The organism is Frankia sp. R82 (genome assembly GCF_023716925.1).
In the GTDB taxonomy this organism is placed as follows: domain Bacteria; phylum Actinomycetota; class Actinomycetes; order Frankiales; family Frankiaceae; genus Frankia.
Genome location: NZ_JAMQQG010000041.1, coordinates 21,509 through 37,854, shown reverse-complemented (window position 1 = coordinate 37,854; position 16,346 = coordinate 21,509). Strand labels below are relative to the sequence as shown.

The 16,346-nt window shown below is 66.4% G+C and carries 15 protein-coding genes; 10 read left to right on the top strand and 5 right to left on the bottom strand.

The genetic code is table 11. The features are described from left to right. Positions 1–353: 353 nt before the first annotated feature. From ND747_RS10445 to ND747_RS10425, 6 genes are all read left to right on the top strand, one after another. Positions 354–1,352 carry a WD40 repeat domain-containing protein gene (locus ND747_RS10445; RefSeq protein WP_251733308.1) on the top strand — a complete coding sequence of 333 codons (999 nt, stop codon included), beginning with the start codon at positions 354–356 and terminating at the stop codon, positions 1,350–1,352. Between the two features lie 175 nt (positions 1,353–1,527). Further along, positions 1,528–2,550 (top strand): WD40 repeat domain-containing protein, encoded by a 1,023-nt coding sequence (locus ND747_RS10440; protein ID WP_251733307.1) that lies wholly within the window; start codon positions 1,528–1,530, stop codon positions 2,548–2,550. A gap of 109 nt (positions 2,551–2,659) precedes the next feature. Then, positions 2,660–2,959 (top strand): helix-turn-helix domain-containing protein, encoded by a 300-nt coding sequence (locus tag ND747_RS30050; RefSeq protein ID WP_374216202.1) that lies wholly within the window; start codon positions 2,660–2,662, stop codon positions 2,957–2,959. Next, on the top strand, positions 2,944–3,588 hold the full coding sequence (locus ND747_RS10435) for a WD40 repeat domain-containing protein (protein ID WP_251733306.1): 645 nt from the start codon (positions 2,944–2,946) through the stop codon (positions 3,586–3,588). Before ND747_RS30050 ends, ND747_RS10435 begins: the two co-directional genes overlap by 16 nt. A gap of 682 nt (positions 3,589–4,270) precedes the next feature. Further along, positions 4,271–4,669 (top strand): hypothetical protein, encoded by a 399-nt coding sequence (locus ND747_RS10430; RefSeq protein WP_251733305.1) that lies wholly within the window; start codon positions 4,271–4,273, stop codon positions 4,667–4,669. Beyond that, positions 4,645–4,995: a hypothetical protein gene (locus ND747_RS10425; protein WP_251733304.1), complete on the top strand. Its 351-nt coding sequence runs from the start codon at positions 4,645–4,647 to the stop codon at positions 4,993–4,995. Before ND747_RS10430 ends, ND747_RS10425 begins: the two co-directional genes overlap by 25 nt. Here the strand turns inward: ND747_RS10425 and ND747_RS10420 are convergent. Then, a complete protein-coding gene (locus tag ND747_RS10420) occupies positions 4,984–5,844 on the bottom strand; it encodes a TetR/AcrR family transcriptional regulator (protein ID WP_251733303.1) in 861 nt (286 codons plus the stop codon). The genes ND747_RS10425 and ND747_RS10420 overlap by 12 nt on opposite strands. A gap of 54 nt (positions 5,845–5,898) precedes the next feature. Between ND747_RS10420 and ND747_RS10415 the strand changes: the two genes are divergently transcribed. The 3 genes from ND747_RS10415 to ND747_RS10405 all read left to right on the top strand — a co-directional run bounded on the left by ND747_RS10415 (position 5,899) and on the right by ND747_RS10405 (position 9,636). Further along, the gene (locus tag ND747_RS10415) at positions 5,899–7,011 is read left to right on the top strand and encodes an ATP-binding cassette domain-containing protein (protein ID WP_251733302.1); all 1,113 of its coding nucleotides are present in this window, start codon (positions 5,899–5,901) and stop codon (positions 7,009–7,011) included. Next, positions 7,008–7,790, top strand: a complete 783-nt coding sequence (locus ND747_RS10410) for an ABC transporter permease (RefSeq protein WP_251733301.1) — start codon at positions 7,008–7,010, stop codon at positions 7,788–7,790. The genes ND747_RS10415 and ND747_RS10410 overlap by 4 nt, the downstream gene beginning before the upstream one ends. A 379-nt stretch (positions 7,791–8,169) precedes the next feature. Then, positions 8,170–9,636, top strand: a complete 1,467-nt coding sequence (locus tag ND747_RS10405) for an HNH endonuclease signature motif containing protein (RefSeq protein ID WP_251733300.1) — start codon at positions 8,170–8,172, stop codon at positions 9,634–9,636. 294 nt (positions 9,637–9,930) lie between these two features. Here ND747_RS10405 and ND747_RS10400 read toward each other — a convergent pair whose 3' ends face one another. After that, on the bottom strand, positions 9,931–10,260 hold the full coding sequence (locus tag ND747_RS10400) for a DUF4286 family protein (RefSeq protein WP_251733299.1): 330 nt from the start codon (positions 10,258–10,260) through the stop codon (positions 9,931–9,933). Positions 10,261–10,340: 80 nt separating this feature from the next. Continuing rightward, positions 10,341–11,960, bottom strand: coding sequence for a TerD family protein (locus ND747_RS10395; RefSeq protein WP_251733298.1), 1,620 nt, complete (start codon positions 11,958–11,960; stop codon positions 10,341–10,343). A 215-nt stretch (positions 11,961–12,175) separates the two neighbouring features. Here ND747_RS10395 and ND747_RS10390 point away from each other — a divergent pair, with 215 nt between their 5' ends. After that, complete coding sequence (locus tag ND747_RS10390) at positions 12,176–12,712, top strand: DUF4232 domain-containing protein (RefSeq protein ID WP_251733297.1); 537 nt, start codon at positions 12,176–12,178, stop codon at positions 12,710–12,712. A 113-nt stretch (positions 12,713–12,825) separates the two neighbouring features. Here ND747_RS10390 and ND747_RS10385 read toward each other — a convergent pair whose 3' ends face one another. Both ND747_RS10385 and ND747_RS10380 read right to left on the bottom strand, forming a co-directional pair. Beyond that, on the bottom strand, positions 12,826–13,821 hold the full coding sequence (locus tag ND747_RS10385) for a hypothetical protein (protein WP_251733296.1): 996 nt from the start codon (positions 13,819–13,821) through the stop codon (positions 12,826–12,828). 222 nt (positions 13,822–14,043) lie between these two features. After that, positions 14,044–16,194 (bottom strand): NAD(+) synthase, encoded by a 2,151-nt coding sequence (locus tag ND747_RS10380; protein ID WP_251733295.1) that lies wholly within the window; start codon positions 16,192–16,194, stop codon positions 14,044–14,046. Positions 16,195–16,346: the final 152 nt, after the last annotated feature.

The following is a 16,346-nucleotide window of genomic DNA, read 5'->3' as shown; positions in this document are numbered from 1 at the left end:
CGAGGAGCAGCCAGACCCGGAACCGACAAGTAGCTAGTTTTCGAACAACACTGCCTCAAACAGCTTGACGGATTCCGGCGGGGCGACGCTCTGATAGCGGTCAGCAACCCACATTCTCCGGTATGGGATGGAATTTTCCGAGCGGAGCTCGACTTTGCTCATGCAAATGGCGTAAAATGGTCAAAATGGAAAGGAGTGAATCGGGGTGCGCGTGGCCGGAGAACTGCTAAAACCCTATGGTGTGGAATCCGCTATCCAATGAACGGTTGTGGCTAGTTCGACCACCTGGGGCCAGCCTTCCGGTTGCCCGATTGCTGTCTTATGATGTCGGCTGCTTTTCGCGAAAGTAGATCATGAAGCCCGCCTCGATTCTTAAGAAGCATCGCTATCGAATAACTTATGCCGGCTTCGATGTCGACAACAGAATTTTGATCTCAACGGGTAGTCAGAACAAGCTGATTGCATGGAACATCGAGAATCCAGATAGACCTAGAAAGATCGTCTCTCTCGCTGTCTGCTCTGGGTTGGTATACACAGCTGAGTTGAATCCCTCCGGAACGGTCCTTGCGGCAGAAAACGGCAATCGAGGAACAGTTCTCTTGAATGTCGCGAATCTCCCGGAGATCGAGAGACTGGCAGTCCTGCCTGCCGTTGAGCCGGTGATGCGATTGGCTTTCAGTCATGGCGGAGAACGGCTGGCCATTGCCGAGATGGGTAATCGAATAAGTATCTGGGATGTCTCTGAAAATTCGTCCCCCAGGCGTCTTGTGACCATGGAGCCGCCAACCGCTGGCCAGCTGATGCGCCTGGAAATGGCGGCAGCGATGGCTTTTAGTCCGGATGGCAGCCTCCTCGCTACTACTGGCTGGGACAGCGGTGTAATTTTGTGGGAAGTTTCCGATTCAAGGCGTCCCAAGAGAATCGCTTCGTTCGCTTCAGAATATGCGGATGTTGGAGTTTATTCTCTGTCTTTCAGTCCGGACGGAAGTATTCTTGGAACAAGCGAGATTCTTTCGACTGGGGGAGTGGCGAATCTTTGGGATGTTTCCGATCCTCTCAAAGTTCGACTTGTTTCCAGCATTAAACGGCCGGGTGACACAATCTCGGTCGTAGCCTTCAGTCCGAGAGGAAAACTACTCGCCGCAGAAGGTCCGGATGCTGGTGTGTCGATGTGGAACGTGAGCGATCCTTCTCGCCCCGTGCCGGTAGATATCCGTTTGGGAGATTTTGGTTTTCTAACCAGAGCGTCATTCAGTGCCAACTCCAGGCTGCTTGTCAGCACCCACGCAGCCGAGAAGCCAGATTTCCGCCTTATGCTCTGGAACCTCGATGAGCTCTTCCCGATTAGATAGATGACTTCCTCCTTCGTCAACGCGTCGATCGCTTCGGGCAGGAAGTGCCGGACAGCGGCCTTCTGGCCGCCTCATTATTTGCCCGAAAAAGACCCGGTGGCGCCTTGCCAGCCACTGGGACTACGGCTGCTAGATTTTGTGGCCCGCTCTCGACGAGAGGCTTGGGGAGTACCGAATGGAATATTCTTACGACCTTGACCCGGAGAGAGGTAAGAATTTCATCGTTCGTCCGGTTACGGAGATATCTGCTCACCAGCACTGGATCAAATTTCTCGCCTTCGTCGCCGATGGTCGGATTCTGGTAGCGGCTGACGGTGATGGGAAAGTCATCCTATGGGATCTTGAGAGTCCGGAAACTCCGCGTCCATGTGCCACCTTCTCTGCTGGCAGGAATTGTCTTGAATGTGGTGCCTTGAACGAGCGAGGGGATACGATTGCGCTCGCGACGGATGACAACAGGATAAGTCTGTGGAACATCGCAGATCCGTTGCACCCGGAGCGGATTAAAAAGATGGCGGTGAACGGCCTTGCGACCAGCCTTTCTTTCGACCTCGACGGCGAACTTCTGGCCAGCGCAACTCTGGAGCGAGATATTGTTCTTTGGAATATAAAAAGAAGCTCTTCGCCCACTCGAATGGCGCATATGAAGCCAGGAAAATACAGAGAGCTTGATGTCGGAACGACCGTTTTATTCAGCCCGTACGGTCATATTCTCGCCTCGGCTGGATGGGGTGAGTCGGTGATTCTTTGGGATGTCGCTGATTCCCGCCATCCGCGACAGGTATCGAATTTTACGGGAATTCATGCGGACCTGGGTGCGCACGGATTATCTTTTAATTCGAACGGAACCATGCTGGCGGTAACAAAGAATGGGGAGACGGCAGGAGTCACGGAAGTCTGGAATGTGGCTGATCCCGCATCCATAGCCCGAGTGGCGGGAATCGAGCGTTCGCAGAGTGATGTCACCGCGGTGGCTTTCAGCCCGAACGGCCATCTTCTTGCGGCAGGTGGTAGCCAGCCAGATCAGGTGCTCTGGGACATTCGCCGCAGTGATTCCCCCGTCCCTGTGGATGCTCATCTTCCACATACAGGATTCATGGCTTCTGCCGCTTTCAGTCCCGCTGGGGGAATTCTGGCAACCACGCATGGTGCGAATTCGGACTACCGAATCTCGTTGTGGAAAATACAGTCGCAATGAAGGTGGTCAATATTCGATAACGTGTAGACCAGTTTGGATGTGAAGGCGCCGGCGACCAATCTCGTCCGGCGTTTCACTACTACTAAGAAGAAACTAATTTACTGGAATCTTGTTCGGTCGGTGTCGGATTGATGGATATCGGCGTCGGGTAATCGAACGATGGAGAAGGGAACTGGAGCTCGTATCCGCGGCGCAATCTGGAGGATGTTCGTCTGTTCGTCTGTTCGCGTTGAGCGCGGTGAATCGAGGGATGCATCCGAGGGACGTTGCGTTGGCGTTCGGGGCGTGTGTTTCCACCGTGTACGGGTGGATTCAGGCTCGGAACGAGGGTGGTGTCGAGGCGCTGAAAGTGACGTCTCCTTCGGGGCATCGAAAGTTCAGGGACGGAGAGGTATGTCGGAGCGTCTGATCGCGGCCTTGAGGACGGGCACTGACTGGAGGGTCGGCCTGGCCTTCGAGCCTCGGGGAGAAGCCCTGGCCACTGGCGGGAGGGGCGGTGGTCTGTCGTTCTGGGGCATCGCGGATCTGAGTAGGCCGCAGCGCATTGGAGCGATCCGACGTCGGCGTGCGGCGGCGATCGAAGAAGTATCCTACAGTGCGGATGGAATTATCTGTGCGACAACTTCGTTTCTGAACAACGTCGTGGAAGTCTGGGATTCCGTAAGTTCACGCAGACCTTCGTTGGCGGCGCGTCTCGCCGGTCATTCGGCGCGTGTGAGATCGGTGGAATTTTCTCCGGTTGGGCGGACGCTTCTGACTACCGATGTGAGCTATACCGGAATCCTGTGGAGATTGGATGATCTATCGAAGCCGGAGATTCTTTCGGTTTTCAACGGCAAGGAAAAACGCCTCTGGGTCGGTGGCTTCAACGCTGATGGCAACAAGTTGGCCGTGGCGACCGAAGGAGGGGATATTCACATCTATGAAGTTGGTGATCCCAGAAGGCCGCAGCGACTCGGGTCAATGAAATGTCATTCGGCGCCGATCTTCGCGGCTTCTTTCAACTCGAGTTCGGATATACTCGTCACCTCCTCCTAGGATAACGCCATCAAAGTTTGGAATGTGCGGGACCCGGGAGATATTGTCCTGATGGGTGTGGTTGATCGCCCCGAATTCGGCGCTAGCCCGATAGTGCTCAGTCCAACGGCCGATCTTCTCGTTGCCAGTGGGGATAGAGCGAGTGTCACGATGTGGGACCTTTCCGATCTTGGCAGACCGATCTTCATCTCTCCACCGACCGATGATGTGTTTCCGATACACGCTGCGGATTTTCATCCGACAGGGAAGGCGGTTGCTGCCATGTCCGATGCCCAGACGGTAAACATCTGGAAGGTCGAGTAGTCTCGGGGGATCAAAGGCGTTGCCATTGCGCAGGTGCGCGAGCGCGGGCAGGACGGACTGGGTCAGCACTGGCTAGGCCGCCGCGGCCGGCGCCGCCGCGCGCGCCACATTTTCGTCGATGAACGGCAGGTCATCGAAGGGCGCGTCGAGCCCGCCTGGCAACGACGGATCGGTTTCCACCGCAACGACCTCCGATCGACGATTCAGCTGCCAGTATGTCACTCATGGGATGTTCGAGCGGAGATCGGTGGCATCTGGGGCTTGGCGAGTGAGTCGATGACGTGCAGCATCGCGCGGAGCGCGCGGCGAGGGTAGGAGAGTTACTTGTTGACGGAATCCCGAGCCACTTTTTCAATCCAGATATGTTCTGGTCGAGTAGGTGTTTCTACTCCTCGAAGCTGATGATCTCCGGGGTGTCGGGGTTTCTGTGACCGCATCGCAGATCCGGCTCCTGTTGCTGAGTCCTCCCGTGCGTGTGCTCGTGATTCTGTTCGCGCTCGTTCTGGCGGTTGTGGGAACCCTGCTGATTGTGTGGCTTCTGGCTGTTGCGGCACCGATTGCAGTGGTGATGGTGGTTGCTGTTATATGCGGGATTTCTGGTCGGTTCGACGAGGACCGAGCTGCTGCCTTTCTGGGAGAGGTGATACCGGTGGAGGTCGGTGGTGTGGCGGCGTCGCTGTTGGATGTCCCGGCCAACCAGGACCTGCTGGCCTACCGTCGGCTGCGGGCGTGCGGCCGAACCCCAAGGGTGACATGGCCCTCGATGGCTGGTGGTTGAACACCCACCCCGACCTGGTCGAACAGCTGGTTATCGTGGCTCCGCAACCGCGGGATGCGGTGCCGGTGTATGGGGTTCCGGTGATCGTGGCGGACGGGATTGCGGCGGTGGTGGCGCTCGGCACGAACTGGCTGGTGTTCCGGCTGGCCGAGCCGCCGGTCGGCCTGCGGATGGTGGCTCCGATCCCCTCGTTGAAAAGCAGCGACGGGTGGCACAGCGTCGCTTCCTGGCAGCCTGACCTGTCCACCGCGGAAAGTCTCGCCAGGCTGCGAGAACTCACGCGTGAGGCGATGGCGTATGCCAGCATGCTGGCATCACCGCGCTGAGGCTGTTTCCGAGCCGTCCGCGGAACCGCCACGGTAACGATGGATGAGGGCGGCGACGCCGTCGAGGATGGTGTCGACGCCGAGAAGAAACTCCGCCCGTTCGTCGAAGCCGCTCGGGTTGTCGCCGATCTCGCCGGACCAGGCGATCGCGTGCAGCCGCGGATACGTCCGCTCGTCCACCAGTTCGCGCAGCAGCGCCTCGAACGTCCACCCGGGTGACGCCGTCGGCGTCTCACCGGTCTCCGCGGCGGCGGCCATGGCGGCTGCGGCTGCGGCTGCGGCGGCGCGGGCGGCGTCGTTGGCCATCCGGGCCTCGCTGAGGGTGTAGGAGCTGAGCAGGCCGATCATCCGGAGCTTCTCGGCGCCGGGCAGTCCGGTGTCGTCGAGGCTGGCGAGGCCGAGTTCGACGAACGTCATCGAGTTGGGTGCGAGCGGCGGCGCGGCCATCGGCATCTGGGTGATCCAGGCGTGGCGGTCGATCATCTCCCGTTGGACGAGAGCCCAGGCGCGTAGCTTCTCGCGCCAGCTCGCCCCGTCCAACGTCAGTGACTCGACGCCGACGGCGCTGGCGTTCCACATCAGGGTGAGCAGCTCGTCCTTACTGGCCACGTACCGGTAGAGCGACATCGTCGTGAAGCCGAGTGCCTTCGCGACCCGCGCCATCGACACGGCCTCGAGCCCCTCGGCGTCGGCAAGCTCGATGGCGGCGGTGACGATCGCGTCCACCGACAGGCCCGGCCGTGGGCCACGTCCGCCACGGGCGCGACGTCCCCAGAGCAGGTCGATTCCCGGCGGCAGCGGCTGAGGGGCCGCGGGGGCCGCCTCGCTGGGCCTACGGGTCCCGTCCACGTCAGCGAGGATACGGCTGGACGACTACTGTGTACGTCATATACATTGCCGTGTGTGTCATACACAGTTGTTGCGGAGGGGATCCGCAAGGCCTTCGGCGGGCAGGTTGTGCTCGACGGCGTCGACCTTGCGCTCGAGCGTGGCTCGGTGTTCGGGCTGCTCGGCCCGAACGGTGCGGGCAAGACGACGTTGGTGCGGATCCTGGCCACGCTGGTGCGTCCCGACTCCGGGCGCGCCACCGTCGCTGGGCACGACCTGCTGACCGACCCAGTCGGTGTGAAGGGGGTGATCAGCCTCACCGGCCAGTACGCCGCGGTCGACGACGTCCTGACCGGCCGGGAGAACCTGGAGATGATGGCCGGCCTGCTGCACCTGGGCCGGCGCGCCGCCCGGGCCCGCGCCGCGGAGCTGCTCGCCGAGTTCGACCTGACCGACGCACAGGACCGCCGGGTGAAGACGTACTCCGGCGGGATGCGCCGTCGCCTCGACCTCGCCGCCAGCATGATCCGCCGCCCGGAGCTGCTGTTTCTGGACGAGCCGACCACCGGCCTCGACCCGCGCAGCCGCGAGCAGCTCTGGGGCACCGTGCGCCACCTCGCCGCCCAGGACGTCACGATCCTGCTGACCACCCAGTACCTCGAGGAGGCCGACCAGCTCGCCGACACCGTCGGCATGCTCACCGCCGGCCGGATCGTCGCCCGCGGCACCCCCGAGGAGCTCAAGTCCAGCCTCGGCACCGAGATCGTCCGCCTGCGCTTCCCCGACGCCCGCGCCTACCAGGCCGCCCTCGCCGCTCTGACGCCGTCCGCTCCGGCCTCCTCCGCCTTCGCGCCAGCTCTCGGCGTTCCTGCCGTGAGCGTGCGGACCGTCGCGGGTGCTGTGGTTGCCGGGTCCGGCTTCACGATCGAGGCCGCCGATGACGGTGCCTTCAGCATCGACATCCCCACGGACGGCTCCAGTGCCCGACTGCGCGACCTGCTCGACCTGCTGGTCGCCGCCGGCGGCAGCACCGGCGCCGGATCACCCCGGGTGTCGACCCACCGTCCCAGCCTCGACGACGTCTTCCTCGCCCTCACCGACACCGCCCTCACCGACACCGCCCTCACCGGTACCGCCGGCACCACCCCGGCTCCCCGTCCCGCCACCCGATCGGAGATCGCCCGATGAGCAGCCTCACCTACGACCTCGTCGACTCCCGGATCATGGTCAGCCGCTGCCTGCGGCGGTCGTGGCGGGATCCGGAGGCGTTCTTCACGGCGCTGATGCTGCCGATCATCCTGATGATGCTGTTCGTCTATGTCTTCGGCGGTGCGCTGCGCGACCATGGGCCGTACGTCGACTACGTGGTACCTGGCCTGATCGTGCTGTGCGCCGGGTTCGGCGCGGGGACGACGGCGGTGGCGCTGGCCACCGACATGGCCGGCGGCATCGTGGACCGGTTCCGGTCCATGCCGATCCGGGCGTCGGCGATCCTGCTCGGCCAGGTAGCGGCGAGCCTCACCCGCAACCTGCTGGCGACCGCCCTGGTCATCGGCGTGGGCCTGGGCATCGGCTGGCGGCCGACCACCTCGGTGTGGCACTGGGCCGGCGCGATCGGAATGATCGTGCTGTTCATCCTGGCGCTGTCCTGGCTCGCCGCGGCGGTCGGCCTGCTCGCCGGCGGCCCCGAGGCGGCGAACTCGTTCACCTTCGTGCTGATGTTCCTGCCCTATGTGAGCACCGCGTTCGTCCCGACGGACACGATGCCGAGCGTGCTGCGGGGCTTCGCCCAGAACCAGCCGTTCACCCCGATCATCGAAACGATGCGCGGCCTGTGGATGGGCCACACCTCCACCGGCGCGAGCCTCGGCCACGAGGCCCTGATCGCCATCGCCTGGTCGGTGGGCATCCTCGCCGTCTCCTGGCTCACCGCCACCCGCCTGTTCCGCCGCAGCACCTCCCACTGACCGGTCACGGCGAAAATCGCACGCCGACCTCCGTTACCAGCTTGGCTCCTCATTCCAGGTTACCTCCTGTATGTAAGCGGAAAACCGTTATCCACAGCCTTCGTTGCTCGGCCCGTCCGGGGTGGATTTTGTCCACAGGGTCATCTTCGGACCATGCATCTTCTAGTCCGAACTGACGTTCGACAGCAGGGTTGGGGTCGGTTATGGTCGGGGCATGCCTTTCGATCCGAAAGATGCAGCCGGCCCTGCGCCGCCGGTCCATCCCAGGCCCGGCACACATCAGGCCGAAAGAACGAGTGGCGTTCCCGCCGGTTCCGAGAACCCGGTTTGTTCGGCCGGTTTCTCGTCGGCTGCTCCCGGCGAGTTTTCCGCCGAGAACGTGCCCGATGCTCCCACCCTCGGCATGCCGGGTGTGTCCGAGGGCGCCGCAGCCGGTGGTGATGGCTCGCGTAGCGCGCACGAGTGCCTGGTCGTCCTCGGCGGGGCGATGGAGGACCTGCTGGCAGCGCAGGGCTGGCAGTGGTCGAACCAGGATGTCGCCGATGTGCTCCACGGCCTGCACGCTCTGGCCGCCCAACTGATCGCCGCCCGTAGCCACACCCTCGTCGAAGCAGCCGCCCGCGGGTTCGCCACCAGCGAGGGCGCCCATGACCTGCCCGCCTGGATGCGTGACCAGCTACAACTGACCCGCGACGACGCGAAGAAGCAGATCGCCCTCGCCTATGACATCCTCAACGGCCCTTACCAGGCTGTCGGCCTGGCCCTGGCCGAAGGCCGGATCGGCCCCGACAACGCCCGGGCCATCCTCGAGTCGCTGCGTACCCTGCCCGCCGACCTCGATGACGCCACCCGCGCCAAGGCGGAAGCCCATCTGCTGGCCTATGCGAATCAGATGGACCGCCGCCAGCTTCACCGCCTGGGTGCCAGCATCCGCGAGCAACTTACCTACGTGGACCCTTCCCCCGGTGGTGACGACCCCCACGCCGACAGCGACACCGGCATTCACAACCGTCGCGGCAACACCGGCAAGCACGGCAACACCGGCAAGCACGGTGACGCCGGCAAGAAGGACAATGCTGGTGGTGACAGTGGTGACGTGCGGGCTGATCCGCAGGACGTCCGCCGGCTCACCTTCACCGACACCGCCGAAGGCACCATGCTCATCCACGGGGAACTGGATGCCGAAGGCGCTGCTCTGCTGCGCACCGCCCTTGACCAGCTCTCCGCCCCGCACCCCGCCGCCGACGGCGCTCTCGATCCACGCAGCCCCGCCCGCCGACGCGCCGATGCGCTTGTCGAGTTCGTCCGCCGCGCGCTGTCCGCCGACGCCGTGCCCTCCACCGGCGGCACCCGCCCCCACCTCACCGTCGTCGTCCCCTGGGCAACCCTGATCGGCAGCGGTACCGAGCCGGCCCTGACCAACTGGCAACTTCCCCTGCCTCGCGAGGTCCTGCGCCGGCTCGCCTGCGACGCGGTCGTCAGTCGCATCATTCTCGACCCCCATGGCGTGCCGTTGGATGTCGGCCGTTCTCGACGAACATTCCCGGCGCATATCCGCCGGGCCGTGGTAAATCGCGACCACGGATGTTGCTTCCCTGGCTGCGACCGCCCACCTTCATGGTGCGAAGTGCATCATATTCGGCCGTGGGTGGACGGCGGAGAAACGGCGCTCGATAATGCAGTTCTCCTCTGCGGTCGGCACCATCATCGAATCCATCGGGAACGCTGGGAAATTATCATGGAAGACGACCGAAGGCCCACTTTTATTCCGCCTCCGCAGGTCGACCCGCAACGCCGCCCCCGCCGAAACCCTTACAGTCAGCCCCCGCCAGATCTCTGCTCATGACTGTGGCCGGAGAGGTGGAACGCTACGTGTCCTGTACTCCTGCCGCGCCTTGGGTGATGCCTGCAGCTCTTCCGGCCACCGGAGATCGTTGGGTTGTCACGCCCGTGTCGCTCACCGGTCGTCTCTGGCTGTCCGAGGTGCGGGTTGCAGCAGACGGCGACGGACCCCAGCCAGGTTGGTCCGTCCCAGGCCAGCGCAACGCCGATGGCCCCATCTGCGCAGCGGTGCGAACACGATGGTGCGAACACGGTGGGCCAGTCGCGTGGGTCACCTGTGCGACTGGCCTCGGACGACCTACTCGCCGAGGAGCTCGTAGACGGTGGTCAGCGACGGGCGGTCGATCGTGTCGCTGAGGGTGACGCTGCCTTCGGCGGTCCGCTTGGCGAGCTCGTCCATGGGGGTGTTGAGGTCGTCCGCCTCGAGCTCGTACACGATCACGTACGGCTGTGCCCCGCCCGACACCGTGATCGGGCCGGCGTCACGGGCGCGGAAACGCCGGGCGGCGACGATCCCGGGCACCTTGAGGACGTCCGGGATGTGCTCCTCGTCGTACCAGCGGTTGTACTCCGCCTCCGCCTCGGCGCTGACGGGACGCGACTGCACCAGCAGGATGCCCTTGGCCATGGGTACTCCAGTCGCTCGCGGACGGCGGTCTGCCGAGTATGTCCAGGACACGCCCGTGGACGCCACCGCTGCGGGCAGCGTCAGATCCGGGCGCCCTTGAGCTGGTTGCAGCGGCGGCACAGCAGTTGAAGGTTGTTCACGCTGGACGCCCCACCGCGGCTGTGCGGAATGACGTGGTCGAACTCCAGGTACTCGCGGGCCCGGCACTCGACGCAGGCACCGCCGTCGCGCTGCCAGACCTCGGCCTTCACCGCCTGCGGGATGGCCCGGCTGTCGCGCGCACCGGGCGCGATCACCAGCCGGCGGGCGACGCGCATCGCGGCGGACAGGACCGCGGCAACGTATTCGGCGTCGCTGACCAGGTAGGCACCACCGCCCCTGGTCGTCGTCGCGGAAATGGCAACCCGGTCGCCACGTGCGGTCACCTCGACGACCTTCGACCAGGCGACCTGGGTGCCGCTGCCGGTGTGGGCGAGAAAGCGCAGCTTGCTGTTGCTGGCGACCAGCCGTCCCGCGGTCTGCTTCGGTCCGTTGGCGAGCTGGCGGATCTGGGTGACGGGGACGTCGAGATGCACGATCTCGTCGAGGTCGAGATGCAGCGTGGTGGTACGCACCGTCGGCAGGTGGCCGGCGCGGATGCGAGAAAGCTCAAGGCCGCGGCGCAGCCACGCGCGCATCTGGTCGATCTCGAAACCGTGCACGTCGAGGCGGCGCACCTCGGCCTCGAAGAACGTCACCTCACTGTCCTCGATGATCCCGTCGTCGAAGGCGAACGTGACGACGCGCTGCAGATGCGTGAGGGCCGCCACCCGGTACCGGGCCTGGCCGGCCGCCATCGGAATCCGATGGAACCGCAGCTCGGCCCAGAGCGGTTCCAGGTGCGCCGGGCCCGCAGCCCCGATGGCGTCCGCGGCCCGCACCGTCCACCGGGCCAGGATCTGGCTGATCTGCTGCTCGCAGGTCGGGCAGGGCGAGACGACCGCGGGCTGCGGGCCGAAGCGGCGGTGCGGTGGACGGACACCGCATCGCTCGCAGCCGCCGACGGTGGCCGACGGCGCAGGCCCGGTGTGTTCCGTCCAGGCCGTGCCGTCCCACCAGCGAACCAGCCCCGCCGCCCGCGGATCCGGATACCAGTCGGCCCGCCGGGCGGACCCGGCCGGCTGCGGCGGCGGGGGAGCCTCGTCCGCGGTGTCGTCGACGGAGATGCCATAGCTACGGGCGAGCCCCGCCAGACCGCTGCTCCAGCCCTGACCGACCGCCCGGTACCGCCACCCGCTCCCACGCCGGTAGAACTCGCCGAACACCATGGTCGTCACAGGATCCATCGCTCCCGGACGGAATCCGGCCAGAACGCGTCCTGCGGGATTCTCGACCGCCACCTGCAGCTCGGCGAGACCGGCGAACGTGCCACCATCAACCGACCCGGCCAGCACCACCGTGGTGATGCCGGGCTCGACGGACGCAAGACGCACCGTCGCCACGCCACCGTGTGCATCGTTGGCGACGTCCACCGCGCCGGACCGGTGCCGAGGCTGGTTGTAGAACACAAAGTCGTCGTCCGAACGGACCTTGCCGGCACCGGTCAACAACACCGCGCAGACGTCGATCGGCACCTGCGAGCCTGCCCTGACGACCGCCCGGACCGTCTCGGTCGCAAGATCGGTGTTCGCACCCCGGACCAGCATCGTGACAGCGCTCATCCCCACCCCCCGTGGAAAACTGCACCAGCGGCCGATCATCGCCGCGGCCGAGCTGATCCGCAGGGTGCGCAGAATACCCGACGTCCCCGACGGGAAGCAGATTCGCTTCTATGCTCCTGCGTGCCGCGAAGCCTTACAGTCCTGGTGTCACAGTCCTGGTGTTCAACGCGCGGCGATCGACGGTGGGCCCCTGGCCTGCGGAACGGGGTGCACAGATGCGACGAGCGGCGCACCTGACCGTCACCACGACGGCGCTGGCCATGGCGCTGAGCCTCAGCGCCTGCGGCGGGTCGTCCGGCACGCCCGCGGCGGCAGCGGTGACCGGCGCCGATGCGGTGAACCGGTGCGCGGCCGGCGACCTGACGGCGTCACTCGGCCCGGTGTCCACGCTCGAAGGGGACCAGCGAGAGCGCCAGATCGTGCTCACCAACCGCTCGTCGCGGCGCTGCGCGGTCAGCGGCTATCCCGGCGTACAGCTGGTCGCCGACGCCGGCAGTAGCTGGGACCTCGAGCGCTCCCCGCTGGTCAACCCGAGCCGGATCGTCCTCGCCCCAGGAAGTGCCGCCCACGCCGCCCTGCGCTATCTGCCCGCCGAGCCAGGCGTCCCCGGCGCGTTCGAGGCGACCCGTATCCTCGTCACTCCACCGGACACCACCACCACGACCACCCTCACCTGGGACGACGGCCCGCTGCTCGACCAGTCCGGCGCTACCCACCCCGGCACCTACGTGCTGGCGCTTACTGCGGGGTGACTGCGTGACGTACCGCCGCACGGCCGGTCAGCGAGGCGCGTGGGAAACCGCGCGGGAGACCAGAGGCTGCTCGACCAGGCTGACGTGCTGGCCGACCGCGGCGCATGGTGCGTTCACGGGGTGGGCGTGGGGGAGTCGGCGCTGTCAGCGGGAGTCGCTGTGGCCGAGGGTGGTGGCTCGTCGGACGCGGCCGGGGTGGCGCTGGGGGACGGGGGCGAGCTCGACGTTTCATCGGGCGCAGGGGTCGGAGCCGGTACGTCCGGTGTGGCGGTGGGTTGCGGCGACGGCTCCTGCGTCGCGGGAGTGACCGGCGGGGAGCTGGGGGCGGGCGTGCCGTCCGGCTTGGCACTGGACGTCGGCTGTGTGGGGGTCGGCGCCGGCCGGGTGGGTGCCGGCGCTGGCGGCGATGCGGACGGCGCCGGCCGGGACGGCGGCGCACTCGGCATCGACGGACTACCGGACGTCGGGCTTGGCACTGGGGTGGCTGCCGGGACGGGTGCCGCCGGTGCCGCTGCGGAGCCCTGCGGTGATCGGGTGTCGCCAGGAGATGCGGACAGAGTCGGTGCCATGGGCGGCCGGGGTGCGGGAAACGCGACCGGGCCCGGCCGGGCCGGCACCGCCGGCACCGTCCCACGCGGACTGGCGTGCATGCGAGCGGCGAAGCGGGCCCGGGGGGTGTGCGCGGACGTGGGCACGGCGATGATCTGGCCGATTGGTCCGGGGTCCGTCGTGGCGATCAGGCCCGGCAGAGGCTGGCCGCTGCCGCCGTCGACGGTCGGGTCGGTGACCATGCCCTTCGCGTGACCGGCCGCCTCGCCCGCTGACTGCTCGCCCGCTGACTGCGGCCCTGGCCCGGTCTCCATCGCGGTGGCGGTGAGCTGGGGGGTGAACCTGGTGGTGACCAGGACGGCGGTGAGCAGCGCGAGAATCGCACCGGTAGCCAGGGTGGCATCGCGCCGGGCCCGCCGTGTGGCGGACATCGGCTGGCGGGCCGGAACGGGCAGGCGGGCATGCCGGCCGGAGCGCCGCGGGGCTCGCGGGGTCTGCTGGGCCTGCTGGGTGGGAACCGGGCGGTGCCGTCCGGTCGCCTGCTGGCGGTGCCTGCTCACTGCGCCTCCCTCCCTGAAACGTGCGCCCCTGAAACGTGCGCCCCTGAAACGCGGGAGTAGTCCGTACGGGACAGTTCCCGGGCCGCTTTCGGGGGCACTCTTACATACCGAAGGAGCGCCTGTCATCCCGGTCTGGCCGGAAAACCCCGTGTCGCGGCACGGGGGTACCCATAAGAGTGTTATCGGCTCATAGCAATGCGGCGACCATCGGCGGGAAGGAGATCAGTGGGCTGGACCGCCCCGATCAAGTTCGGCGAGCCAGGCGGCGGGGCTGGCATCCGACGGCGCGCGCCAGTCACCACGCGGCGACAGTGAGCCGCCGAAACTCACCTTCGGTCCGTCCGGCAGCGCGGAGCGCTTGAACTGGGACGTGGCGAAGAACCGCACGAGGAACTCCCGCAGCCAGCGTTCGATCGTGGCCAGATCATAGGAATGCCGCTCGTCCGCGGGGAAACCCGCCGGCCAGCCCGCCGCGTCGGCGTCCCGCCACGCCGCCCAGGCCAAAAACAGCACCTTCGACGGCGCCAGCCCGTACCGCAGGACGTGGAACAGGAAGAAGTCGTGCAGCTCGTATGGGCCGATCCGGTCCTGGGTGCTCTGCATCGCGCCGGTCTCGGCGTCGGCGGGGACGAGCTCGGGGGAGATCTCGGTGTCGAGAACCGCGGTGAGCAGTGCCCCCGTCGCCTCGTCGAACTGCCCGGAACCCACCGTCCACCGAATGAGGTACTGGATCAGCGTCTTCGGCACCCCCGCGTTCACCGCGTAATGGCTCATCTGGTCGCCGACACCATAGGTGCACCAGCCCAGCGCCAGCTCGGAAAGATCCCCGGTGCCGATCACGAAACCGCCGTGGCGGTTTGCCAGCCGGAAAAGATAGTCGGTGCGCAACCCGGCCTGCACGTTCTCATAGGTGACGTCGTACTGCGCCACCCCGTCCGCGGCCGGATGCCCGATGCCGGCGAGCAGCTGCCGGGCCGCCGGCCGAATGTCGATCTCGGCGGCCTCGACGCCAAGCGCCCGCATCAGCGCCCACGCGTTCGCCTTGGTTATGTCGCCGGTGGCAAAACCCGGCATCGTGTACGCCAGAATCGTCGTGCGCGGAATCCCGAGCAGATCGCACGCCTTCGCCGCCACGATCAGCGCATGCGTCGAGTCCAACCCACCGGACACCCCGATCACCATCCGCCCGTGGCTGTGCCCCGCGGCCACGGCGTCCCGTCCACCGCCCACGGCACGAAAGCGCTGCGCGAGACCGTGCACCTGGATGTTGAACGCCTCATAACAGTCCAGATCGAGCCGCTCCGGCGTGTCCGGCACGAACGGAAACCGCCGCTGCGGCCGGCGCAGCCCCACGTCCCGTCCATGCGGCCGGTGGTCGAAACCGATGGTGCGATACCGCCGCGCCGGCTCCCCGCCGTAGCGGGCCGCATCGGCGAACGTCGGCGTGCGCATCCGCTCCAGGCGGACCCGGCCCAGATCCACGTCGGCGACGACGAGCTGCGGCCCGTCGGTGAACCGCGCCGATGCGGCGAGCAGATCCCCGAGCTCGTGGATGGTGCCCTGCCCGTCCCAGGACAGGTCCGTGGTGCTCTCACCGGTGCCCGCCGCCGAGTAGACGTAGGCTGCCATCGCCCGCGTCGACTGCGCCGCCGACAGCTGCGCGCGCACCGCCGCCTTGCCGACCACGATGTTCGACGCCGACAGGTTCGCCAGCAGCGTCGCCCCGGCGAGTGCCGCATACGACGACGGCGGCACCGGCGCCCAGTAGTCCTCGCAGATCTCCACCCCGACCACCAGATCGTCAAGATCCTGCGCCGCGAAGATCAGATCTGCCCCGAACGGCACCGTCCGCCCCGCCACGGTGATCGTCGAGCCGGCTCCCTCCTGCCCGGCCCCGGAGGCGAACCAGCGCTTCTCGTAGTACTCCCGCGAGTTCGGCAGGTACACCTTCGGCACCACCCCGAGCAGCCGCCCCCGGGAGATCGCCAGCGCCGTGTTGAACAACCGCCCGCCGCACCGCAGCGGCGCCCCCACCAGCAGCAACGGCCCAAGCTGCGCGCTGGCCGCGCACACGGCGTCGACGGCCCGCTCCACCTCACCGAGCAGCGCGTCCTGCAGGTGCAGGTCCCCGATCGCATACGACGACAGCCCGAGCTCCGGGTAGACGACGACGTCCACCCCGTCCGCGTCGGCCTGACGCGCCAGCGCGATCGTCGCCGCGGCGTTACGCGCCGGATCCGCGACCGCCACCACCGGCGTCCCCGCCGCCACCCGCACCAGCCCATGCCGATGGATCGCCCCGAACTCCCGCACCCGCTGCCCCCTGCCGCTGCCCGTGCCGCTGCCTCTTTCCCGTGCCGCTGCCTCCACCATCCACCATCGGTGCGGTCACCCGGTCGGCCATCACCCGGACGTCCGCCAATTCGGGTGATTTGACCATTTTCTATAGGGCTGGAACGACAGCCCATCGGGCATCGGCGCCACAGTGGTCCGGGGCGCATCTGGGCGCGTCCGGGTCGACAGAT

Coding starts and splice junctions, on each gene's coding strand:
- ND747_RS10445 (WP_251733308.1), top strand. CDS start 354: ATGAAGCCCGCCTCGATTCTTAAGAAGCATCGCTATCGAATAACTTAT.
- ND747_RS10435 (WP_251733306.1), top strand. CDS start 2,944: ATGTCGGAGCGTCTGATCGCGGCCTTGAGGACGGGCACTGACTGGAGG.
- ND747_RS10390 (WP_251733297.1), top strand. CDS start 12,176: ATGCGACGAGCGGCGCACCTGACCGTCACCACGACGGCGCTGGCCATG.
- ND747_RS10395 (WP_251733298.1), bottom strand. CDS start 11,960: ATGAGCGCTGTCACGATGCTGGTCCGGGGTGCGAACACCGATCTTGCG.
- ND747_RS10380 (WP_251733295.1), bottom strand. CDS start 16,194: ATGGTGGAGGCAGCGGCACGGGAAAGAGGCAGCGGCACGGGCAGCGGC.
- ND747_RS10400 (WP_251733299.1), bottom strand. CDS start 10,260: ATGGCCAAGGGCATCCTGCTGGTGCAGTCGCGTCCCGTCAGCGCCGAG.
- ND747_RS10410 (WP_251733301.1), top strand. CDS start 7,008: ATGAGCAGCCTCACCTACGACCTCGTCGACTCCCGGATCATGGTCAGC.
- ND747_RS10425 (WP_251733304.1), top strand. CDS start 4,645: ATGGCCCTCGATGGCTGGTGGTTGAACACCCACCCCGACCTGGTCGAA.
- ND747_RS10440 (WP_251733307.1), top strand. CDS start 1,528: ATGGAATATTCTTACGACCTTGACCCGGAGAGAGGTAAGAATTTCATC.